General features: G+C 68.6%; 14 protein-coding genes. 7 read left to right on the top strand and 7 right to left on the bottom strand.

Translation table 11 applies throughout. The features are described from left to right. Positions 1 to 22: 22 nt before the first annotated feature. Positions 23 to 2,605, top strand: coding sequence for a M10 family metallopeptidase C-terminal domain-containing protein (locus CVM50_RS22190; protein WP_143515621.1), 2,583 nt, complete (start codon positions 23 to 25; stop codon positions 2,603 to 2,605). A gap of 90 nt (positions 2,606 to 2,695) precedes the next feature. Further along, entirely contained in the window at positions 2,696 to 3,571 is an 876-nt protein-coding gene (locus CVM50_RS17920; protein ID WP_085888740.1) for a sulfotransferase family protein, read from the top strand. Between the two features lie 166 nt (positions 3,572 to 3,737). Here CVM50_RS17920 and CVM50_RS17915 read toward each other — a convergent pair whose 3' ends face one another. Continuing rightward, entirely contained in the window at positions 3,738 to 5,087 is a 1,350-nt protein-coding gene (locus CVM50_RS17915; RefSeq protein WP_085888739.1) for a glycosyltransferase, read from the bottom strand. Beyond that, positions 5,084 to 6,382 (bottom strand): glycosyltransferase family protein, encoded by a 1,299-nt coding sequence (locus CVM50_RS17910; protein WP_232618294.1) that lies wholly within the window; start codon positions 6,380 to 6,382, stop codon positions 5,084 to 5,086. Before CVM50_RS17910 ends, CVM50_RS17915 begins: the two co-directional genes overlap by 4 nt. Before the next feature lie 193 nt (positions 6,383 to 6,575). Here CVM50_RS17910 and CVM50_RS17905 point away from each other — a divergent pair, with 193 nt between their 5' ends. Both CVM50_RS17905 and CVM50_RS17900 read left to right on the top strand, forming a co-directional pair. Further along, on the top strand, positions 6,576 to 7,496 hold the full coding sequence (locus CVM50_RS17905) for a glycosyltransferase (protein ID WP_159457061.1): 921 nt from the start codon (positions 6,576 to 6,578) through the stop codon (positions 7,494 to 7,496). After that, on the top strand, positions 7,483 to 8,826 hold the full coding sequence (locus tag CVM50_RS17900) for a glycosyltransferase family 4 protein (protein WP_085888736.1): 1,344 nt from the start codon (positions 7,483 to 7,485) through the stop codon (positions 8,824 to 8,826). Before CVM50_RS17905 ends, CVM50_RS17900 begins: the two co-directional genes overlap by 14 nt. A gap of 158 nt (positions 8,827 to 8,984) precedes the next feature. On the opposite strand, the gene CVM50_RS17895 is transcribed toward CVM50_RS17900, so the two are convergent. The 3 genes from CVM50_RS17895 to CVM50_RS17885 form a co-directional block, all read right to left on the bottom strand. Further along, positions 8,985 to 10,778 carry a PAS-domain containing protein gene (locus CVM50_RS17895; protein WP_232618293.1) on the bottom strand — a complete coding sequence of 598 codons (1,794 nt, stop codon included), beginning with the start codon at positions 10,776 to 10,778 and terminating at the stop codon, positions 8,985 to 8,987. A gap of 2 nt (positions 10,779 to 10,780) precedes the next feature. After that, entirely contained in the window at positions 10,781 to 11,830 is a 1,050-nt protein-coding gene (locus CVM50_RS17890) for an FIST signal transduction protein (RefSeq protein WP_159457060.1), read from the bottom strand. Positions 11,831 to 11,947: 117 nt separating this feature from the next. Next, complete coding sequence (locus tag CVM50_RS17885) at positions 11,948 to 12,628, bottom strand: response regulator (protein WP_085888734.1); 681 nt, start codon at positions 12,626 to 12,628, stop codon at positions 11,948 to 11,950. Positions 12,629 to 12,866: 238 nt separating this feature from the next. Here CVM50_RS17885 and CVM50_RS17880 point away from each other — a divergent pair, with 238 nt between their 5' ends. The 3 genes from CVM50_RS17880 (at position 12,867) to CVM50_RS17870 (ending at position 16,661) form a co-directional block, all read left to right on the top strand. Beyond that, complete coding sequence (locus tag CVM50_RS17880; protein WP_085888733.1) at positions 12,867 to 13,346, top strand: (2Fe-2S)-binding protein; 480 nt, start codon at positions 12,867 to 12,869, stop codon at positions 13,344 to 13,346. Between the two features lie 99 nt (positions 13,347 to 13,445). After that, positions 13,446 to 15,812, top strand: coding sequence for a xanthine dehydrogenase family protein molybdopterin-binding subunit (locus tag CVM50_RS17875; RefSeq protein ID WP_085888732.1), 2,367 nt, complete (start codon positions 13,446 to 13,448; stop codon positions 15,810 to 15,812). A 60-nt stretch (positions 15,813 to 15,872) separates the two neighbouring features. Continuing rightward, positions 15,873 to 16,661: an FAD binding domain-containing protein gene (locus CVM50_RS17870; protein WP_085888731.1), complete on the top strand. Its 789-nt coding sequence runs from the start codon at positions 15,873 to 15,875 to the stop codon at positions 16,659 to 16,661. Positions 16,662 to 16,728: 67 nt separating this feature from the next. On the opposite strand, the gene CVM50_RS17865 is transcribed toward CVM50_RS17870, so the two are convergent. Continuing rightward, positions 16,729 to 17,928, bottom strand: coding sequence for a winged helix-turn-helix domain-containing protein (locus tag CVM50_RS17865; RefSeq protein WP_085888730.1), 1,200 nt, complete (start codon positions 17,926 to 17,928; stop codon positions 16,729 to 16,731). Beyond that, positions 17,929 to 18,954 (bottom strand): LacI family DNA-binding transcriptional regulator, encoded by a 1,026-nt coding sequence (locus CVM50_RS17860; RefSeq protein WP_085888729.1) that lies wholly within the window; start codon positions 18,952 to 18,954, stop codon positions 17,929 to 17,931. Positions 18,955 to 19,196: the final 242 nt, after the last annotated feature.

Raw genomic sequence — 19,196 nt, 5'->3', positions numbered from 1 at the left:
TTTGCACTTTCAGAACAGCAGCTTGCTGCCCGGTGCCGGGGGCGCCTTCGACTGGGGGATCACCGATCTCCTGGTGGATGAGACCAGCCAGGGCACGATGCTCTATTCCCTCACGCGGGCCGGTGGGGGGATCGCCAGCTATGCCCTGACCGACAGCGGGGCGCGTCTGCTGGAAACGGATGAAATCGGTGAAAATCGTCTGCAACTGACCGTGCCGGAGCTGGAACTGATGGAGGTCGGCGGCAAGACCCTGGCCGCCGCGATCGGCCTGTCGGGGGAGGCGATTGAGACCTGGCAGCGGCAGGAGAACGGCACCCTGACCTGGGGCACGGATTTTGCCAGTGACGGCCTGTCCCTCGGTCAACTGACTGAGCTGGAGGTGCGCAGCGACGGCGCCGGCGGCGCCTGGGGCTATGGCGCCCTGTCGGGCGGCGGGCTGGTGCGGCTGGACCTGACCACCGGCCGGGCCGAGGTGACCGACGTGGCGCGCGGCGGTCCCGGGGTGGGGCATGCCGAAAGCGACCTGTTGATGACCTCGGCGGGCGGGACCGAGTTCGTCGTGGCAACCTATGCCACGGCGGATGCCATCACTGTCTACCGGGTGGAGGCCGATGGCGGGCTGACCCGTACCGCCGACATCGGCGCCGGCAATGGCATCTGGATCGACGCGCCGACGGCTGTGGCCGATGTCACCGCGGGCGGTGAACGCTGGCTCGTGGTGGCCTCTGCCGGGTCCAGCTCCCTCACCGTGATGCGCCTGGGTGCGGATGGCAGCGTGACGCCGACGGACCATGTGATCGACGATCTGTCGACCCGGTTCCAGAGCATCACCACGCTGGAAACGGTCGAGGTGGGCGGCCGGGCCTACGTGCTGGTGGGCGGCGCCGACGACGGGGTGACCCTGTTCGAGCTGCTGCCCAATGGCGAGCTGTTCCATCACTGCACCATCGCGGATCGCACCGACCTCAGCCTGGCCAACGTGGGCGCCATCGCCGCCGCGGTCTCCGGCAACGTGCTGACCATTTTCGCCGCGGGCGAGGGTGAGGCCGGCATCACCCGGACCGAGGTCGACCTGTCGTCGGCGGGAGAGGCCCGCGCAGGCGGGGCGGGCAACGACACCCTGCAGGGCGGTGCGCTGGACGATGCGCTGACCGGGGGGGCGGGCCATGACCTGCTGCGCGGCGGGGCGGGGGATGACATCCTGGTCGACGGGACGGGGCGCGACACGCTGCAGGGCGATGCCGGCGCCGATGTCTTCGCCTTGTCGCTGGACGGGGAAACCGACGTGATCGCGGATTTCGAGCGCGGCACCGACCGGCTGGACCTCAGCCGGATCACCCATCACGGCGACACGTCTCGCCTTCTGTTCGTCAGCCGCGACTGGGGCGGAGAGTTTCACATCGGCGACGAGGTGATCGAGGTCCACAGCGCCGACGGCGATCCCCTGTCGGCGTCCGATTTCGGCGCCGACACCCTCTACCTGCTGTCGCGCCTGTCGCTGGACAGCTACGTCCCGGGCGAGGTGGGCCGGCTCCTCGAAGGGTCGGAGGCCGCCGATCTGCTGCATGGAGGTGGCGCCGACGACACGATTCGCGGGCTGGCGGCGGCGGATCGGCTTTACGGCGGGGACGGGGACGACAAGGTCTTCGGAGATGCGGGCAATGATCGGATCCACGCGGGCAACGGCAACGATCTGGTGGAGGGCGGCACCGGGATGGACCTGCTGACCGGCGATGCGGGGTTCGACACCCTCTATGGCGGCGGCGGCGGCGATTTCATCAACGGCGGCGGCCAGGCCGACCGGCTTTACGGCGACGGTGGTGACGACCGGATGCTGGGGGAGGCGGGGCAGGACAATCTCTATGGCGGCAGCGGCACCGACCGGTTGATCGGCGGCGACCAGAACGACCGGCTCTATGGGGGCGAGGATGACGACCAGTTGCGCGGCGGCATCCATGAAGACCGGCTGTACGGCGATGCCGGGCAGGATGTGCTCTTTGGCGACGGGGGGTTCGACCACCTGGAGGGCGGGTCGGGGGATGACCTGCTCTATGGGGGCAACCAGGCCGACAATCTCTTCGGCGGGATCGGCAATGACGCGATGTATGGTGATGCGGGCTTCGACCGGCTGTTCACCGGCGCGGGAGATGACCTGGCCTACGGCGGGGACGGGCCGGATGCGCTCTTCGGGGAGCAGGGCAATGACCGGCTCTACAGTGGTACCGGCGGGGATCGGATCTGGGCCGGGGCCGGGAACGATACGCTCTACGGTGGATCGGGGGATGACGAGCTGGCCGGTGGCGCGGGCTTCGACCGGATCGACAGCGGCGCGGGGGATGATCGGATCAGCGGCAACTTCAACGCGGATGTCTTCGTCTTCGCCGACGGGTTCGGCGACGACACGATCACCGATTTCGACGCGTTGAACGTCTTCGAGAAGATCGACCTGTCCGAGGTCACGGCCATCACGGATTTTGACGACCTGATCCGCAACCATGCCTTCGACGTGGGCGGCGCAGTGCTGATCGCCGGGGCGAACGGCGATCAGATCCTGTTGCAGGGCGTCGCGATCGAGGACCTGGACGCGGGCGACTTCATCTTCTGATCCCGCCGGCGGGCGGACGCCGGAGCCTGGTAAACGAATCTACAGGTTTCGCCCCTAGACCGACCTGATCTGACGATCAGGAGGATTACCATGGGCGCAACGGATCGTCCGTCTCTTTTCGGGGATCTCTTCCTCAGCGCGGGGGCGATGAAAGCCGGCACCACCTGGCTGTTCTCGGTGCTGGAACAGCACCCCGATCTGCATTTCTCCCCCGAGAAGGAGCTGCATTACTTCTACCACCGCTACGTCGACAGCCGCCAACTGTCGGACCGCAACCGCCTGCGCCTGGCGAAGGACCGCTACCTGGACCGCTTCGATCCGGAGCGGGCCAATCCCGACCGCGTGCGGCTGAACCTGCACTGGGTCGCCGCCTATCTGTCGCGGCCCGTCGATGACCTGTGGTATCGCAACCTCTTCACCCGCCCGCGGGGAGAGCGCTACGCCTGCGATTTCTCCAACCTCTACGCGCATCTGCCGGCGGAGGCCTGGCCGCGCATCCGGGCCGACTGCAGCCGTTTGCGGGTGATCTATACCCTGCGCGACCCGGTGAAACGGCTGTGGAGCCACGTGAAATTCCACCTTCAGGTGACGGGACAGCTGGACCGGCTGGCGACCTGGTCCCCGGCGCAGGTGGACCGCTTCCTGCGGCAGGATTTCATCTGGTCCAATGCCGAATACGGCGCCGCCCTGCGCCGGATGCGCGCGGGCCTGCCGGAGGAGTGCTTCCTGCCGCTGTTCTACGAGGAGATGCGCGCCGACCCGCGCGCAAGCCTGCGCCGGATCGAGACATTCCTGGGCCTGTCCCATGTCGACTATCCGGAGGCGTTGATCGCCCGGCAGGTCAATGCCTCTGCGGCGCTCCCGATGCCTGACTTCTTCCCTGATCTGGTGGCTCGGGACGTGGCCCGCATCGCAGAGGAACTGCGCGCCGAAGGTCTGGTTCTGCCTGAAAGCTGGGGCCTGTAGACCTGCCGCTGGCCAGGGCGACGGATCCGCGCCCATGCCGAGATCGCGCGACCGCCCGGCAGAGGAGTTGGCGGTGATCTTGTTCGACGTCGTGGTCTGCTGCAGCGGTCTCCCTGCGCTGGACGGACGGGGGCGTGTCGAGCGTCACATCCTTAAGAGCAGCCGTTCAGGCGCGGTGCGCCCGTTGGCGTGCTGGCGCAATCTCTTCCACGAGCTCCCTGGCGCGCGGGCTGATCGGTGCAAGCGGGGCCATGTCGCGGGGCAGGGCGTTTTCCTGTGACAGGTCCTCGGGCCAGACGCCCCGCGGTTCGATCAGCGGCGCGCTCAGGCGAACTAAGGCCTCCGCCTGCGCGGCGAAGCCGGTGACGGGTACCGGCTCGGCGTGACGGTCCGCCCGGTCGAGGGCATGCAGGATTTCCCGCCGCAGCGCCTCTGCCCCGGCACCGACCGGGATCAGGCGATCCCGGTCCGGCCCGGCATGTTCCACTGTGCCGCCGCTGTCCGTCTGGATCACCCGCACGCCGCGCGCCAGGGCTTCCCGCACCGTCAGGCCGAAGGTCTCCTTCCATTGCGACGGGAAAAGCAGCACGTCGATTTCGGCCCAGAAGGCATCCATGTCCCCCTGGCTATAACGGGGCCGGACCTGCCAATCCCCTGGCAGCGACTTGAGCGGCACATCCTGCCACCAACTGCCCTCCAGCGCGCCATCGACGAGCCACACGCGGAAGTCCTGTCGCGTCAGCGGGGCGAAGGCCTCCCGGATCAGCGGCCAGCCTTTCAACTGCGACGGGCCGCCGCAGAAGCCGAAGGTCAGCCGCGGATCCCGCGCGCGGCGTGCCGCCTGGCGGTCCGCGAAATCCGGACCCGGAAGCGTGACACCGTTCTGCCAGACGGCATCTGCCCGGGCGCCCAGGCCGGAGGCGCGCGACAGGTCGCGGGCGAAGGCGGACGGGTAGGTGACCAGGTCCGCCTCCGCCAGGGCGCGGGCGAGGTGACGCGCCCGCGTGCGCGCCCGGTCATGGTCAACGACACACCCCCGACACCCCTCGATGCGCACCGGGGACTGTCCGCAGTAGCGCCCGTCGGGACGGATCATGAACTGTCGCTCGCAGAGCCACCAGAAGTCGTGGGTGGAAACGACGACCGGCACTCCGGCCTCCCGCCCGGCGCGGATCAGCCCGCTGCCCAGCTCCTGCAGGCAATGCAGGTGCAGCAGGTCCGGAGCCAGGCTGTGCAGGAGGCGGCTGACCGTCTCGGTCACCTGTGGATTGCTGTAATGCGCCGCGTAGCTGCGCCCGGGGGGCAGGTTGATAAGGTAGTTCGGCACAGGCCCCGTCTGCACCTTGCGCAGGGCATAGGCTGGCAGGTCAGCGCGGCTGACGGCGGAGACCGCGCTGACCTGCCAGCCGTGATCCAGGGCCAGGTGCCGGGCCACCTCCTCGGCGACGATCGTGGCGCCGCCGTAGGTATAGGGGGCGAAGAATATGTTGCCGACCAGAAGATGCGGTGCGCTCATGCCATCACCCAGCGGATCATCTCCGGATCGATCACCGGCGTGTCCAACCCGGCGGCCCAGCGGGTTTCCAGGTCGCCGCGCGCGCGCTGGCCCATCCGGGCGGTGGTTTCAGGGGCGGCGGCCATGGCTTCCAGCGTCTCGGCCCAATTCGCCTCGGGGCTCAGGACGTGCCCGGTCTCGCCGTCGCGCACCATGGCCCCCATGTCCGAAACTTGCCCCACCAGGCTGGGGACGCCCACCGAGGCGGCGTCGATCACACGCACGGCGCTCTTGCAGCGGTTGAAGAGGTCATCGGCCAGCGGCATCACCGCGGCGTCGCAGCTTGCCAGATGGCCGAGGTAGCCGGCGTAGTCGGTGAAGGGATGGCGCTCGACCTGACCGCGCAGCGCGGATGGCAGGCGGGTCGGGTCGAAATGACCCAGGATCACCAGCCGGCGCCCGGGGTCTCCCTGCAGGAAACGCACCACGTCCCCTTCGATCAGTGCAAAATCCACCTCATGCCCATGCGATCCGCTGGCAAAGCACAGGCGAAACCCCTTGGTCGGGCGCCTGACCTGCGCAGGCCGCGCCTCCAGCGTGGCACGATCGGCGAAGTTGCGGCGCAGGAAGACCGGGCGCGGGGTGAAATCCCGCGCGTGCGCACGCAGCGCCGGGGTGGAGACGCTGACCGCATCCGCCAGGTTCATCACCTCGGCGAAGAAGGGCGCCTCGGCCAGGAAATGCTGCTGCAGGTCGTGGGGCAGGGCCGTCATGTTCTGATAGCCCGCATAGGCCGGCACGGAAAACAGCGGGTCGTCGATGTCGTAGAGCACCCGCAGGCGCAGGCGGCGGGCTTCGTAGAGGTGGCGCGTGACCACCGGGTGGCTGCGCAGCCGGTAGAGGAAGAGGTGCGTGGTATCCTGCAGGATATCCATGCAGCGCGGCAGGTCCTCGTAGTGAGCGAAGCTGTACTCGGCCCCCGCCAGGGCCATCACCTCGGCCAGCTGTTCCACCCGGTACTTCCGGCATTGCGGCAGGTTCAGGTCGCCGATCAGGGCCACCTTCCGGCGTCGTTGCAGGACGGGCGCGGTGGCCAGGCGAAAGGCCCCGCGCGTGGCGCTTTCCACCCAGAACGCCTGCAGGTCGTCGGCCCCGCGCCACGCCTGCCCGCTGCCGGGCGCAACGCTGGGCGGCTCGTCCCGGAGCCTGCGGCGTAGCCAGAGGCGGGTGCGCGCCAGAGCGGCCCACGGCCCATCCTCGGCCAGGATCTGCAGGAACCGGCGCCCGAGGCGCAGCGAAAGGGTCATGGTCGACACGGCGAGGTCCTTCTGGAGCATCTCAGCCGGTCATACGCTCCCGGCCGTGAAAGAAGGGTTTACCGCCACCGTTTCCCTGCGCTCCGCGCCCGGTATGGTCGCGGGTCGGGTTGCGCATACCTCGTGTTAACCGGCCCGGGGCAAGGATCCGGGTCAGGGTCGCGTCGGGCGGCCCGTCATGGGAGAGCGGCGCATGCTGATCCTGATGGGGCTCTACAACGGGGCCCGCCACCTGGAGCCACAGCTGACCAGTTTGCTGGCCAGCGGCCTAGATGCCTGGGAGTTGCGGGTCAGCGACGATGGCTCCGCCGACGCGGGGCCGGAGCTGCTCGCGCGGTTCGCCGCGCAGCTTGACGGGAGCGGTTATCGGATCCGCCTGACCGAGGGGCCGGGCCGGGGCTTTGCGGCCAACTACATGGCCTTGCTGGCGGACCTGCCGGAGGTGCCGGGCTACGTGGCGCTGGCGGATCAGGACGACATCTGGCTGCCCGGTCGCCTGGCGCGGGCGCGAGAGGTGCTGGGCCGCGTGCCGAACAGCCTGCCGGCCTTCACCTTTGCCCGCCGCATCGACTGGCAGCCGGAGGCGGGCCGCTATCGCACATCGCCCCCGCTGCGCAGGCGCCCCTCCTTCGCCAATGCGCTGGTGGAAAACGTGGCCTTTGGCAACACGCTGGTCCTCAACCCGGCGGCGGCGCGGCTGGCTCGACGGGCCGCTCCGCTGGCGCAGGGGATCTATGCGCACGACTGGTTCCTGTACCAGCTGCTCAGCGGGGCCGGGGCGCTCTGCCTGGCCGATCGTGCCCCGGCGCTGCTCTACCGGCTGCACGGGGACAATGCCATCGGCGCGGCGCGGGGGCTGCGGGCCTGGGCCGGGCGCAAGGGGCAGGTGCTGCGCGGGGCCTACGCGGCGCGGCTGCAGGCCCAGATCGATGCGTTGACACGGTGCGAGGACCTGTTGCTGCCGGAAAACCGCGCGATCCTGCGCACTTTGTGCCGCGTCCGCCAGTCGGGCCTGGGCGAGCGGCTGCGCCAGCTGCGTCGCGCCGGGCTCTACCGGCAGGACTGGCAGGGCAATCTCGGCTTCTGGGGGGCGGCGATCCTTGGAAAGGTCTGAGGCGCAGGCGGCGCGCCCCAAAGTGGTGCTGATCGGCGGGGACGGCGGGCGTTCCGGCGTGCCCCGGCATCTTGAACATCTGGTGCGAGCCTGCGGCGGCCAGGCCCGTTTCGTGGTCCTCTCGGCACCTGACCGGGGCGGCTACAGCGCCCTGCGCGGCGCGGGGGTGCGTCACATTCCAATGCCGGGTCTGGCCTCGCGCCTGCGGCCCTGGCAGATGCTGACGACCGCGCGCCGGCTGGCGCGGCTGCTCCGGCGGGAAACGCCGGATCTCGTCTGGGCCCATGCACGCATGGGGGTCGTGCTGCTGCACCTGATCCTCCTGGGCTGGGCGCTGCGCTTCGCCCTGCCAGGCGCCCGGGGGCATGCGTTGCCGCCGCCTGCCATCGCCATCACCTACCACGGGCTGCCCTTCGGCCCGGGTCACCGCCGGCTTCTGGCCCGTCTCGCCCTGTGGCTGGAGCGGCTGTCGCTGCGCAACGGCCCGGCGCGCTGCCTGATCTTCCTGTCCGCCACCGCCCGCGACAGCTATGTCGCTGCCACCGGCGCAGGCCTGATCCGTCGTCACCGGCTGGAGGTTCTGGCCAACAGTTCCACCGTCGGTCCCCTGCCGGCCCCTCCCGCCGCAGACCGGCCCGGGGCGGTGCGCCGCATCCTCGTGACGGGTCGGGCCTCGCGCCAGAAGAACCTCGACCGAGCGCTACATATCTTTGCCGCGCTGCCGGGAAGCTACCGTCTGAGCTTCTGCGGAGAGGGGACGGAGACCCATGCTTTCCGGCAGCGCGCGCGGCGGATCCTGGGCAGTGCCGGCTTGCGCCGGATAGATTTCAACGGCCCAGTGGAGGACCTGCGCCCCTGGCTGGTGGCGGCGGATTGCTACCTGCTGACCTCGCGCTACGAGGGGCAACCGATCGGGGCGCTGGAGGCTTTCGAAGCGGGATTGCCCGTGGCGCTGCCGGACCTGCCGGGGTGCCGCGATGTGGCACGGCACCACCCCCATGCCTGTTTTCTGACCGGCGCGACCGGGGGAGAGGATGCGGCGGAAGATGCCCTTCGCGTCGTCGCCCTGGCGGAGGCTCATGCCCGTGCCGGCTCGGCGCAACCTATGGCGATCCGGGAGGCCTGGGAAAGGCATCACGGTTTCACCGCATGGTCGCGGCAGATGGAGGCCTTGATGGCGAGCCTTCTGCCACCCCGCCCGACGGAACGGAAGCCTGCGCAGGCCTCAGGGGGCAGACCCCCGCTGTCGGTCGACGGCGCGGCGCCCGCTGTTGTCCTACCCTTCCCATCGGAGACGAAAGGCTCGTCCGGCGCCCGGCCGGGCTCGTAACCTCGATCCGGGCCGTGACGCCCCTGACGCCCGTGACCCGGGCGCGGAGCTATGTTTTGGCCGGAGGGCGATCCGCGCCTTTTGCGTTCTGGCCCTGTCGCATTCGGGGGGACGCCCTCCGCACGTCGGTTGCGCGCCGGTGAACCCGCCTGCTGCGTCTACGAATCGAACCGCAGGACGGGCAGGGTCACGGCGAACCGCGTGCCCTTGCCCAGCTCGGACGTGAGGGTCAGGTCGTGGTTCAGCAGGCTGCAGGCGCGTTCCACGATGGCCAGGCCCAGCCCCATTCCTTCCGACGCGCTGGCGGCGGAATCGAGGCGCTGAAACTCCCGGAAGATGTCGCGCATGCGGTCCTCGGGGATGCCGGGGCCGGTGTCGATCACCTCCACCGTCACCCGGTTGGCGTGCCGCCGGGCGCCCATCAGCACGCTGCCCTCGCGGGTGTAGCGCACGGCGTTGGTCAGCAGGTTCTGCAGGATGCGGCGCAGGTACGTCGGATCGCTGGCCACCACGGCAGTGGTCGGCACCACCCGCAGGTCCAGCCCCTTGGCGCGCGCCTCCGGCGCCAGTTCATCGGCCAGCTGCCGCATCAGCCGCGACAGGGAGACCTTGCCGACATGCACCTCCGTTCGCCCCGAATCGAGGCGCGAAATGTCGACCAGCGCGTCCATCAGGTGTTCGACGCTTTCCAGCGCCCGCCGGGCCTTGCCGAGCACCGGCGCCGCCTCCTCGGAGGCCTCGTCCTCGGCGGAGGCCAGGAACAGCTTGGCCGCCGACAGTGGCTGCAACAGGTCATGGCTGGCGGCGGCGACGAAGCGCGACTTGGTCTCGTTGGCGAGGGCGGCCTCGGCCAGGGCGGCCTCCAGCTCCTCGGTGCGTTCCGACACCCGCGCCTCCAGCGCCTCGTTGAGGAAGCTGAGCGCGCGGACCGCGGCGCGTTCATTGGTGATGTCGGTGAAGCTGATGACGAAGCCACGGTCGGGCATTTCCTGGGCGAAGACCCCCAGCGTCAGGTCGTCGGCGCTTTCGATCTCGAAGCTCAGCGGTGGGCGCCCATCCTTGCGGCGGGTCCAGTTGCGCACCATGTCGCCCTCGATCCCGTCGGTAAAGGTGAAGCTTTCGCTCATCCAGTCGATCAGCTTCTCGGCGTGGATGCCCATGTAGAACATGCGCAGGGGGAAGGCGAGCATCTCGCCCACGCGGCGGTTCCAGCCGACCAGCCGGGATTGCCGGTCGAAGATGCAGACCCCCTGGTCAAGATGTTCCAGCGTGGCGCGGATGAGCCGGGCCTGGTCGTCCAGCATGCGTTCGCGTTCCTGCCGCTCGATCCGCATGATATCGGTCACATCGGTTTGCAGGATGACGATGCCCCCGTCGGGGGTGCGGTGTTCGCTGACCTGCACCCAGCGGTTCCAGTTCAGCCGCACGTTCAGGCGCAGGTTCTGATCCTGGTGGCGCGCCAGGCGCCGGCGTTTCCAGTCCTCGCGCGACTCGCCCGGCGGCAGGGTCAGGTGCGGTGACCGGCTGACAAGGTCGATATAGTCCGCGAAGGTCAGCCCGGGGGCCAGGGCGGCGCGCAGGTCGGGCATATGCATGCCGAAGCGCGAGTTGCACAGCACCAGCTCTTCGTCGCGGCTGAACAGGGCAAAACCGCCCTGCACCGCCTCGATTGCGTTGATCAGGTTGGTGCGCACCGCCTCCTTTTCCCGGTAGGAACTGGCCAGGCGTTCGTTGGCGGCGTTCAAGAGGTCCAGCGTCTCTTCCAGCTCGCGGGTGCGATTGTGCACCTCCTGTTCCAGCAGGGTGGTACGATGCAGCTGAGCAAAGGTGGCCTCGGACAGGTCGGGTTGCTGTTCGACGCGTCGCATCAGCGCCTCGGCGATGACCCGTAGCCGGGCGATCTGGTCTTCCGGCGGTTCGCCTGGGTCGATGAGGTCGGACATTTCGGTCATGGCTATGCGTCTGGCGGTGGCGGGTAGATCGCCAGGCCCGCCAGGCTGTGGTTCAGGTGGCGACCGCCCTGTTGTTCGCCATGGCTGGACAGGCCGCGCAGCCGGTGCCGGGCCATGATGGCCGACAGGCGGTCCGACTGGCCGCGGGCGGTCGCTTCGCTGCGGCGCAGATGGGAATCGAAGGCCAGGATCATGTCGGGCGCGGCGCCCGTCGGGCTGTCACGGCGCAGGGCCTCCAGGTCGCGGTTCAGGCTTACGGCCATGTCGCCGGCCCGCGCCAGGGTCAGCACCATGCCCTCCCCCACGGCGGAGCGGAATTCCAGCGCGCCCTGGGGCGTCACCCGGCGGATGGCGCGGATGAAATGCTCTTCGCCGACGCGCACCAGAAGCGGGTGGGCGATGAAGTCGGCCGGCCCCAGGCGGGTCGGGTCCAGCCCTGTCAGGCGCGCATATTCCTGTGTGGCCGGCGCGCCGTTGATCCCGGTGACCAGGCGGAGGGCGGGATCGGCGGCGGTGACGACCATGCGCCGGTCGGTGGGGGTGAAGTGATCACTGCGAAAGGCCCGGACCGGACAGCGCCCGCGCACCATCAGCAGCATGGCGCCGCAGGCAACATTGCCGGAGCCGAAGATCACGCGGGCGGTGTCCGCATGGGGGGGCGACGGGACCGCCGCGGGGGCGAGGCTGGCGCCGATCATGGGGATCGGACCCAGGGCGGAGGCGATGCGGGCTGCCACGGTTTCCGCAGTCAGGCGGGCGCCGTCGATCAGCAGGACGGCGAAATCTTCCGACCAGTCCGGGGCCTCCTGTTGCAGGGCCCCGCGGGCCTGCAGGATCCGGCGCACCAGGGTGGTCGTGGCCTGGGCTTCTGCCTCGGTGAAGGCCAGGGCCCGGGCGCGAAAGTGGCTGCGCGGCAGACCCAGGCCGACCAGCCGGCCCGCGGCATAGCCAGAGGCGTCGATCTCGCCGCCCGCGTGGCAGCCGATGGCACGGCTGTCCCGAAAGGCGCCACCGGGCGTCGTGGTCTCCGGTGCGGCCTGCGGTCCTGACACCCTACCGTTCGATGGCCTGGACCGGTCTGCGGGCGCGAGCGGCCCTGCCCCTGTCGGCTCACGGCCCAAGGTCAGGGGCACGCGTTGCATGGGAGGGGCCTGGACTCTCACCGTGGCTCACCCCTCTCCCAGTAGGACGTTCCTGAAACTGGCCTCGCTGGCCAGAAGCGCGGCCTGAGTACGGCTTTGCACCCCCAGCTTGCGCATGATCGCGGTGACATGGGCCTTCACCGTGGTCTCGGCGATCGACAGCTCGAAGGCGATCTGCTTGTTCAGTTTGCCCGCCTTGATCAGGTCGAGGATCCGTGCCTGCTGATTGGTCAGCGTGGCCATGCGCGCCAGCGCCTCGTCGCGGTCCATCGCGCTGCTGTCGTCGGGGCTGTCGCTGCTGCTGAGGTAGCCCTCGGGCACGAAGGTGTCGCCGCGGCGCAGGTGGTCGAAGGCGGTGCGGAAAACCTCGCGATCGCTGTGCTTTGGAATATAGCCAGATGCCCCGGCGCGAATCGCCGAGGCGATCAGCCGGTCCTCCGACATGGAGGACACCACGACCACGGGCACGCCCGCCGCGTTGCGCAGCCTGACCAGGCCGTCCAGGCCGGTCACGTCCGGCAGGTTCAGGTCCAGGATGATGACATTGGGCACGCCATGGGCCTGCAACTGCTCCAGCGCCTCCTGCAACGTCGCGGCCTTGCGGATGTCGCTGATGCCGGCCACGCTGCGCAGCGTCAGCGCCAGCGCCTCGCAAAACAACGGGTGGTCATCGACGACCAGCGCGGTTTCCATGCGGTTATGATCCATCGGCGTGTCCCTCCGCCTTCATATGATCTGATGCTACATGACGTCGGCCGCTCTGGCAAAGGCGGCCATCCCCATGGCAATCGATCCACACCTATGGGTGACTCACAATAGCGTCTCTTCGCTACTACGACTTTAGTCGTATGGTCTCCGCCCCAATCCCGGGCCTAGCCTTTTTAACAAGGCAGCTTCGGGCGCGGCGGGGAGGCCGCGTGACCTTGCGCCACCTAGGGAGGAGAGAATGAAAGTCACGATGCACGTCAATGGCCGGCAGGTCAGTGGCGAGGCCGAGGGGCGTACGCTGCTGTCGGCCTTCCTGCGAGAAGAGCTGGGGCTGACAGGCACCCATATTGGCTGCGACACCTCGCAATGCGGCGCCTGTACCGTCCATGTGGACGGCAAACAGGTCAAAAGCTGCACCATGTTCGCCGCCGAGGCGGAGGGCGCGGAGGTCACCACGATCGAGGGGATGGCCAATGCCGATGGCAGCCTGTCCGCGATCCAGCAGGCCTTCCAGGATTACCACGGTCTGCAATGCGGGTTCTGCACCCCGGGCATGGTGATGGCCGCCGCGGCGCTGCTGGAGGAGATCCCGCAGCCCACCGAGGCGCAGATCCGCCACCACCTGGACGGCAACATCTGCCGCTGCACCGGCTACCACAACATCGTCAAGGCGATCCAGGCGGCCTCGGGCCAGCCGGTCGCGGTGGCGGCCGAGTAAGCATCCGGTTCCGCGCCCGGAGGAGGGGCGCGGCCCGTCTGGCGTGCCACGCGGCGCGTCGCCACGGTTGTCGTGGCAGCACCCAAGGGAGGAGAGACCATGCCCAAGGACGGCATCGGCGCCAGCGTGAAGCGGCGCGAAGACCTGCGTTTCCTGACCGGAACCGGACGTTACACCGACGACATCAATCTGCGCGGCCAGGCCCATGTGCATTTCCTGCGTGCCGATGTGGCCCATGCGACGCTGAACGCGGTCGACACCAGCGCCGCCGCCGAAATGCCCGGCGTGCTGCGCATCTTCACCGCGAAGGATTTCGAGGGCGTCGGCGGCCTGCCCTGCGGCTGGCAGGTGACGGACAAGCACGGCCAGCCCATGCAGGAGCCGAAGCACCCGATCCTGGCCGAAGGCAAGATCCGCCACGTGGGCGAAATCGTCGCCGCGGTGGTCGCCGAGACGCTGGAGCAGGCCCGCGACGCCGCCGAGGCGATCGAGCTGGACACCGAGGACCTGCCGGCGGTCATCGACATGAAGCAGGCCGTGGCCGAAGGTGCGCCCAAGGTGCATGACGAGCTGACCTCGAACCTGTGCTACGACTGGGGCTTCGTCGAGGAGAACAAGGCGGCGGTCGAGGAGGCGTTTGCAAACGCTGCCCATGTCACCACGCTGGAGCTGGTCAACAACCGCCTTGTCGCCAACCCGATGGAGCCGCGCGTGGCCATCGGCGACTACGCGTTGCACGACGACAGCTCGACGCTCTACACCACCTCGCAGAACCCCCATGTGATCCGCCTGCTGATGGGGGCCTTCGTGCTGGGCATCCCGGAACACAAGCTGCGCGTCGTGGCGCCCGATGTGGGCGGTGGTTTCGGCACCAAGATTTTCCACTATGCCGAAGAGGCGTTTTGCACCTTCGCCGCGAAACAGCTGCGGCGGCCGGTGAAATGGACCTCGACCCGGTCCGAGGCCTTCATCTCGGACGCTCACGGGCGCGACCATGTGACCAAGATCCAGCTGGCGCTGGACGCCGACAACAACTTTACCGCGCTGCGCACCGACACCTATGCCAACATGGGCGCCTATCTGTCGACCTTCGCCCCCTCGGTGCCGACATGGCTGCACGGCACGCTGATGGCGGGCAACTATCGCACGCCGCTGATCTACGTGAACGTGAAGGCGGTCTTTACCAATACCGTGCCGGTGGATGCCTATCGCGGGGCCGGGCGGCCCGAGGCGACCTTCCAGCTGGAACGTGTCGTCGACAAGGCCGCGCGGGAGTTGGGGGTGGATCCGGCAGAGCTGCGGCGGCAGAATTTCATCCGCAAGGACCAGTTCCCCTATGCCACCCCGGTCGCCGTCGAATACGACACCGGTGACTACGAGGCGACGCTCGACAAGGCCATGCAGATGGCCGGCTATGCGGGCTTCGAAACGCGCCGGGCGGCCTCCGCCGCGAAGGGCAAGCTGCGCGGGATCGGCCTGTCGCATTACATCGAGGCCTGCGGCATCGCGCCCTCGAACCTGGTGGGTCAGCTGGGCGCCCGCGCGGGCCTTTACGAATCCGCCACGGTGCGGGTGAACGCCACCGGCGGGCTGGTGGTGATGACCGGCAGCCATTCCCACGGGCAGGGGCATGAAACCTCCTTCCCGCAGGTGGTGGCGGATATGATCGGCATCTCGCCCGACCAGGTGGAGATCGTGCATGGTGACACCGCCAACACGCCCATGGGCATGGGCACCTATGGCTCGCGGTCGATCGCGGTCGGCGGTTCGGCCATGGTGCGGGCGACGGAGAAGATCATCGCCAAGGCAAAGAAGATCGCCGCCCACCTGATGGAGGCCTCCGAGGCCGACATCGAGCTGAAGGACGGCGCCTTCAGCGTCGCGGGCACCGATAAATCCGTGGCCTGGGGCGACGTGACCCTGGCGGCTTACGTGCCGCACAACTACCCGCTGGATGACATCGAACCGGGGCTGGAAGAGACGGCCTTCTACGATCCGGCCAACTTCACCTACCCCTCGGGCTGCTACATCTGCGAGGTGGAGGTCGACCCCGACACCGGCCGGGTCGAGGTGCAGAGCTTCGCCGCTGCCGATGATTTCGGCAATGTCATCAACCCGATGATCGTCGAGGGGCAGGTGCAGGGCGGTGTCGGTCAGGGGATCGGGCAGGCCCTGCTGGAAAACTGTGTCTATGATGCGGATGGGCAGCTTCTGTCGGCCAGCTACATGGATTACGCCATGCCGCGTGCTTCCGACCTGCCGATGATCGACGTGGATCATTCCTGCCAGACGCCCTGCACCCACAACCCCCTTGGGGTCAAAGGCTGTGGCGAGGCCGGGGCCATCGGATCACCGCCCGCGCTGGTCAACGCGGTGATCGACGCGCTGCAACGGGACGGGAAATCGGTCTCGCATATTGACATGCCGCTGTCGCCCGCCAGAGTCTGGGCCGCGATGAACGCCTGATCCGTCAGGGACTTCGCGGGGCCTTTCGGGCCTCGCGGAACCTCAACAGGGAGAGAACCCATGTACAATTTCGACTTCGTGAAACCTTCGACGGTGGAAGAGGCGGTGGCGGCCCTGGCGGATGACGAGGCCCAGCCCCTCTCCGGCGGTCAGACCCTGATCCCGACGATGAAACAGCGCCTGAACGCGCCCGAAACCCTGGTCAGTCTGCTGGGGATCGAGGCGCTGAAGGGGGTGACGGTGGGCGGCGACAGGGTGACCATCGGCGCGGCGACCACCCATGCGACGGTGGCAAGGGAGGTGGCGGAGGCCTACCCGGCGCTGGCCGCGCTGGCGGGCAACATCGGCGACCCGGCGGTGCGCAACCGGGGCACCATCGGCGGCAGCCTGGCCAACAACGACCCCGCCGCCTGTTATCCGGCGGCCGCCCTGGCCTCGGGCGCGACGGTGGTGACCAACCGCCGCGAGATCCCGGCGGACGAGTATTTCGAGGGCATGTTCGCCACCGCGCTGGAAGAGGGCGAGATCATCACTCGCGTCACCTTCCCGATCCCCGAGGCGGCGGCCTATGTGAAGTTCGAACAGCCCGCCTCACGCTTTGCCCTGGCCGGGGTTTTCGTGGCGAAATTTGCGGGTGGCGTGCGCGTGGCCATCACCGGCGCCTCCGAAGAGGGTGTGTTCCGCTGGTCCGAGGCCGAAGAGGCGCTGTCGGGCAATTTCTCTGCCGGGGCCGTTTCGGCGCTGTCGCTGGATGCGGATGGCATGATGGCCGATCTGCACGGCTCCGCCGAATACCGGGCGCATCTGGCCAAGGTGCTGACCGGCCGTGCGGTGACCGCGGCGGGCTGATCGCGCCGCCATCCCGTTGAAAACGGAAGGAGGGTCGCCGCGGGGCGGCCCTTCTGCTTTGGTCCGGCTATTTCGGATCTGCCAGCCAGTCGGGGGCAAAGCGGATCTGTTCCAGCCCGGCGAACCGCGCGACGCGGGTCAGTTCCGCTTCCAGCCGGGCGATACGGCCCTGGCCGAACCGGATGCCGCGCTCGGGCCACAGACGGGTGACGGCCAGGGTGCCGCTGTCCCGCTCCGCCTTCATGTCGATCCGGCCCACCATCCGTTCCCCTTCCAGCAGGGGGAAGACGTAGTAGCCGTAGATCCGTCTCGGCGCCGGCACGAAGATCTCGATTCGGTAGTGAAAGCCGAAGAGCCGCTGCGCCCGCGCCCGGTCGCGCAGCGCCGGGTCGAAGGGGCTAAGCACGCGCAGGCGGGGCGGAGCGGGGGGCAGGGTAGCGGCGGCTGCCGCCATGCCAGGGCGGGCGATGCTGCGCCGCAGTTTGCCGTCGTGGCCCGCGATCTCGATCTCTTCGACCTGACCGGCGTCCAGAGCGCGCTGCGTCCAGTCCTTCGCCTCCGCCGGTGTCGCGATATCCCAGAAGGCGGCCAGTTCGCCCGGCGTGGCAAAGCCCAGCCGGTCCAGCGCGCCGGCCATCAGCCAGTCCAGGGTCTCCGCCTCGGGCGGCTGGTCGGGCCAGCCCAGCACCCGCTCGGTCAGATCGTAGTATTTCCGGAACCCCTTGCGCCGCGAAATCGCCAGCTCGCCGCTGCGCCAGAGGTACTCCAACGCCGCCTTCGACGGGTGCCAGTCCCACCAGCCGGTGGATTTTTCGGCTTCCGCCGCCTTCAGGTCAGCGGAACAGACCTCGCCATGGGCGGTGACATGGTCGCGGACCTGCTGCAACTCGGCCAGGAAGGCCTCGCCCTGCCAACGCGGCCAGCGGCCCCGCAGGCGCGCCGCGTCGCGCTGAAACCGCAGGCGCCAGTGCGGCAGGTAGGCCGTGGGGATGACGGAGGCGTCATGGGTCCAGTGCTCGAACAGGCTGCGATCGCGTTCGATCAGCCGCGAAAGATGCGCCGGGCGATAGGCCGGGCGGCGCGCGTAGAGGATCATGTCGTGGGCGCGGGCCAGGGTGTTCACCGAATCGACCTGGACGAAGCCCAGCTGTTCGATCAGCGCCAGCAGGTCGGCGCCCTTGCCGGGGCCGGCCGGCGTCTGGCCCAGCTGGTGACGGTGCAGGAACAGCCGCCGGGCTGTCGCATTGTCGAGCTGCGGGCGTGTCACCTAGCCCAACCGCAGGGTGTCGCCGAAGTTGATCTTCGGGCTCAGTTCCACCTTGCCGGCGGGGGGCGTGTCCGGGTGTTCGACGCGCTCCAGGATGATCTCGGCGGCGCGGCGTCCGATTTCTTCGCGGCAGGAATCCATCGTCGCCAGTTTCTTCGGCAGGCCCTTCAGCAGTTCGACATCGTTGAAGCCGGCCATGCCGATCTGACCGGGGATGTCGTAGCCCTGCTCCATCATCCACAGCAGCCCGCCGGCGCCGACGATGTCATTGGAATAATAGAGACAATCGAGGTCAGGGCGGCGTTCCATCATCGCCTTGGTCATCTCGCGCCCTTTGCCGAGACCGGACCCCTGAGTGTAGAACTCGGTGTCGGCGATCTCGATCCCGCTTTTCGCCAGGGCCTCGGTGAAGCCCTCAAACCGTTTGCGGGCGCGATGGTCGCGGCCCAGCCTGGTGCCCATGAAACCGATCTTACGATACCCGGCGCGCAGGATGGCACGGGCCATCTCACGCCCGGCGCGGCGGTGCGAAATGCCGACCGCGCTGTCGATCGGCGTGCCGTCGGTATCCATGATCTCGACCACCGGAATGCCAGAGGCCTTCAGCATGGCGCGCGAGGCGTCGGAATGTTCCAGCCCGGCGATGATCACGCCGGACGGGCGCCAGGACAGCATCTCATAGAGGACGGTCTCTTCCTTCTCGGGCTGGTAGTCGGTGACGCCGACCACCGGTTGCAGAGGCGATGTTTCCAGCACGCGGGAGATGCCGGTCATCACTTCCGGGAAGACCATGTTGGACATCGACGGGATGATGACGGCGACCAGGTTCACCCGCTGGCTGGCCAGGGCGCCTGCGATCTTGTTCGGGACATAACCCATCCGCTTTGCCGCCAGCAGGACCTTCTGCCGGGTGGCTTCGCTGACATCGCCGCGATTGCGCAGGACGCGGCTGACAGTCATTTCCGACACGCCCGACGCTTCGGAGACATCGCGAAGGGTCAGCGGGCGGTTCGTCGGTCTGGTCAAGGGCGCGGTCCTGTCTGTCATGCCCTGCGCCTTGGCGCGCGCGGGCCGTGGTGAACAGATCGTATCCCGTCCGCGCGCCCTTCAGCAAGCCGCCATTGCCAGACCGTTCCGCTTTGCGGAAATTCACCGTCCAGACCTGCATCTGGCGCACCCATCGGCAGCAGCATCAACGGATGGGGTGTCCCGGACGGAGGTCACCAGGGGCGCCCCTCATCGGACACGCCCCTGGTCTTGCCTCTCCC

It is taken from the genome of Pseudooceanicola marinus (genome assembly GCF_002786295.1).
GTDB classification, from domain to species: Bacteria; Pseudomonadota; Alphaproteobacteria; order Rhodobacterales; family Rhodobacteraceae; genus Pseudooceanicola; species Pseudooceanicola marinus.
Note: the sequence above shows the minus strand (reverse complement) of the source record. Positions and strands in the feature narration are given on the sequence as shown.

What these genes read in the sequence shown, in the direction of transcription:
- CVM50_RS17885 (WP_085888734.1), bottom strand. Translation starts at nt 12,628, where the DNA reads ATGGATCATAACCGCATGGAAACCGCGCTGGTCGTCGATGACCACCCG.
- CVM50_RS17915 (WP_085888739.1), bottom strand. Translation starts at nt 5,087, where the DNA reads ATGAGCGCACCGCATCTTCTGGTCGGCAACATATTCTTCGCCCCCTAT.
- CVM50_RS17920 (WP_085888740.1), top strand. Translation starts at nt 2,696, where the DNA reads ATGGGCGCAACGGATCGTCCGTCTCTTTTCGGGGATCTCTTCCTCAGC.
- CVM50_RS17875 (WP_085888732.1), top strand. Translation starts at nt 13,446, where the DNA reads ATGCCCAAGGACGGCATCGGCGCCAGCGTGAAGCGGCGCGAAGACCTG.
- CVM50_RS17895 (WP_232618293.1), bottom strand. Translation starts at nt 10,778, where the DNA reads ATGACCGAAATGTCCGACCTCATCGACCCAGGCGAACCGCCGGAAGAC.
- CVM50_RS17905 (WP_159457061.1), top strand. Translation starts at nt 6,576, where the DNA reads ATGCTGATCCTGATGGGGCTCTACAACGGGGCCCGCCACCTGGAGCCA.
- CVM50_RS17880 (WP_085888733.1), top strand. Translation starts at nt 12,867, where the DNA reads ATGAAAGTCACGATGCACGTCAATGGCCGGCAGGTCAGTGGCGAGGCC.
- CVM50_RS17870 (WP_085888731.1), top strand. Translation starts at nt 15,873, where the DNA reads ATGTACAATTTCGACTTCGTGAAACCTTCGACGGTGGAAGAGGCGGTG.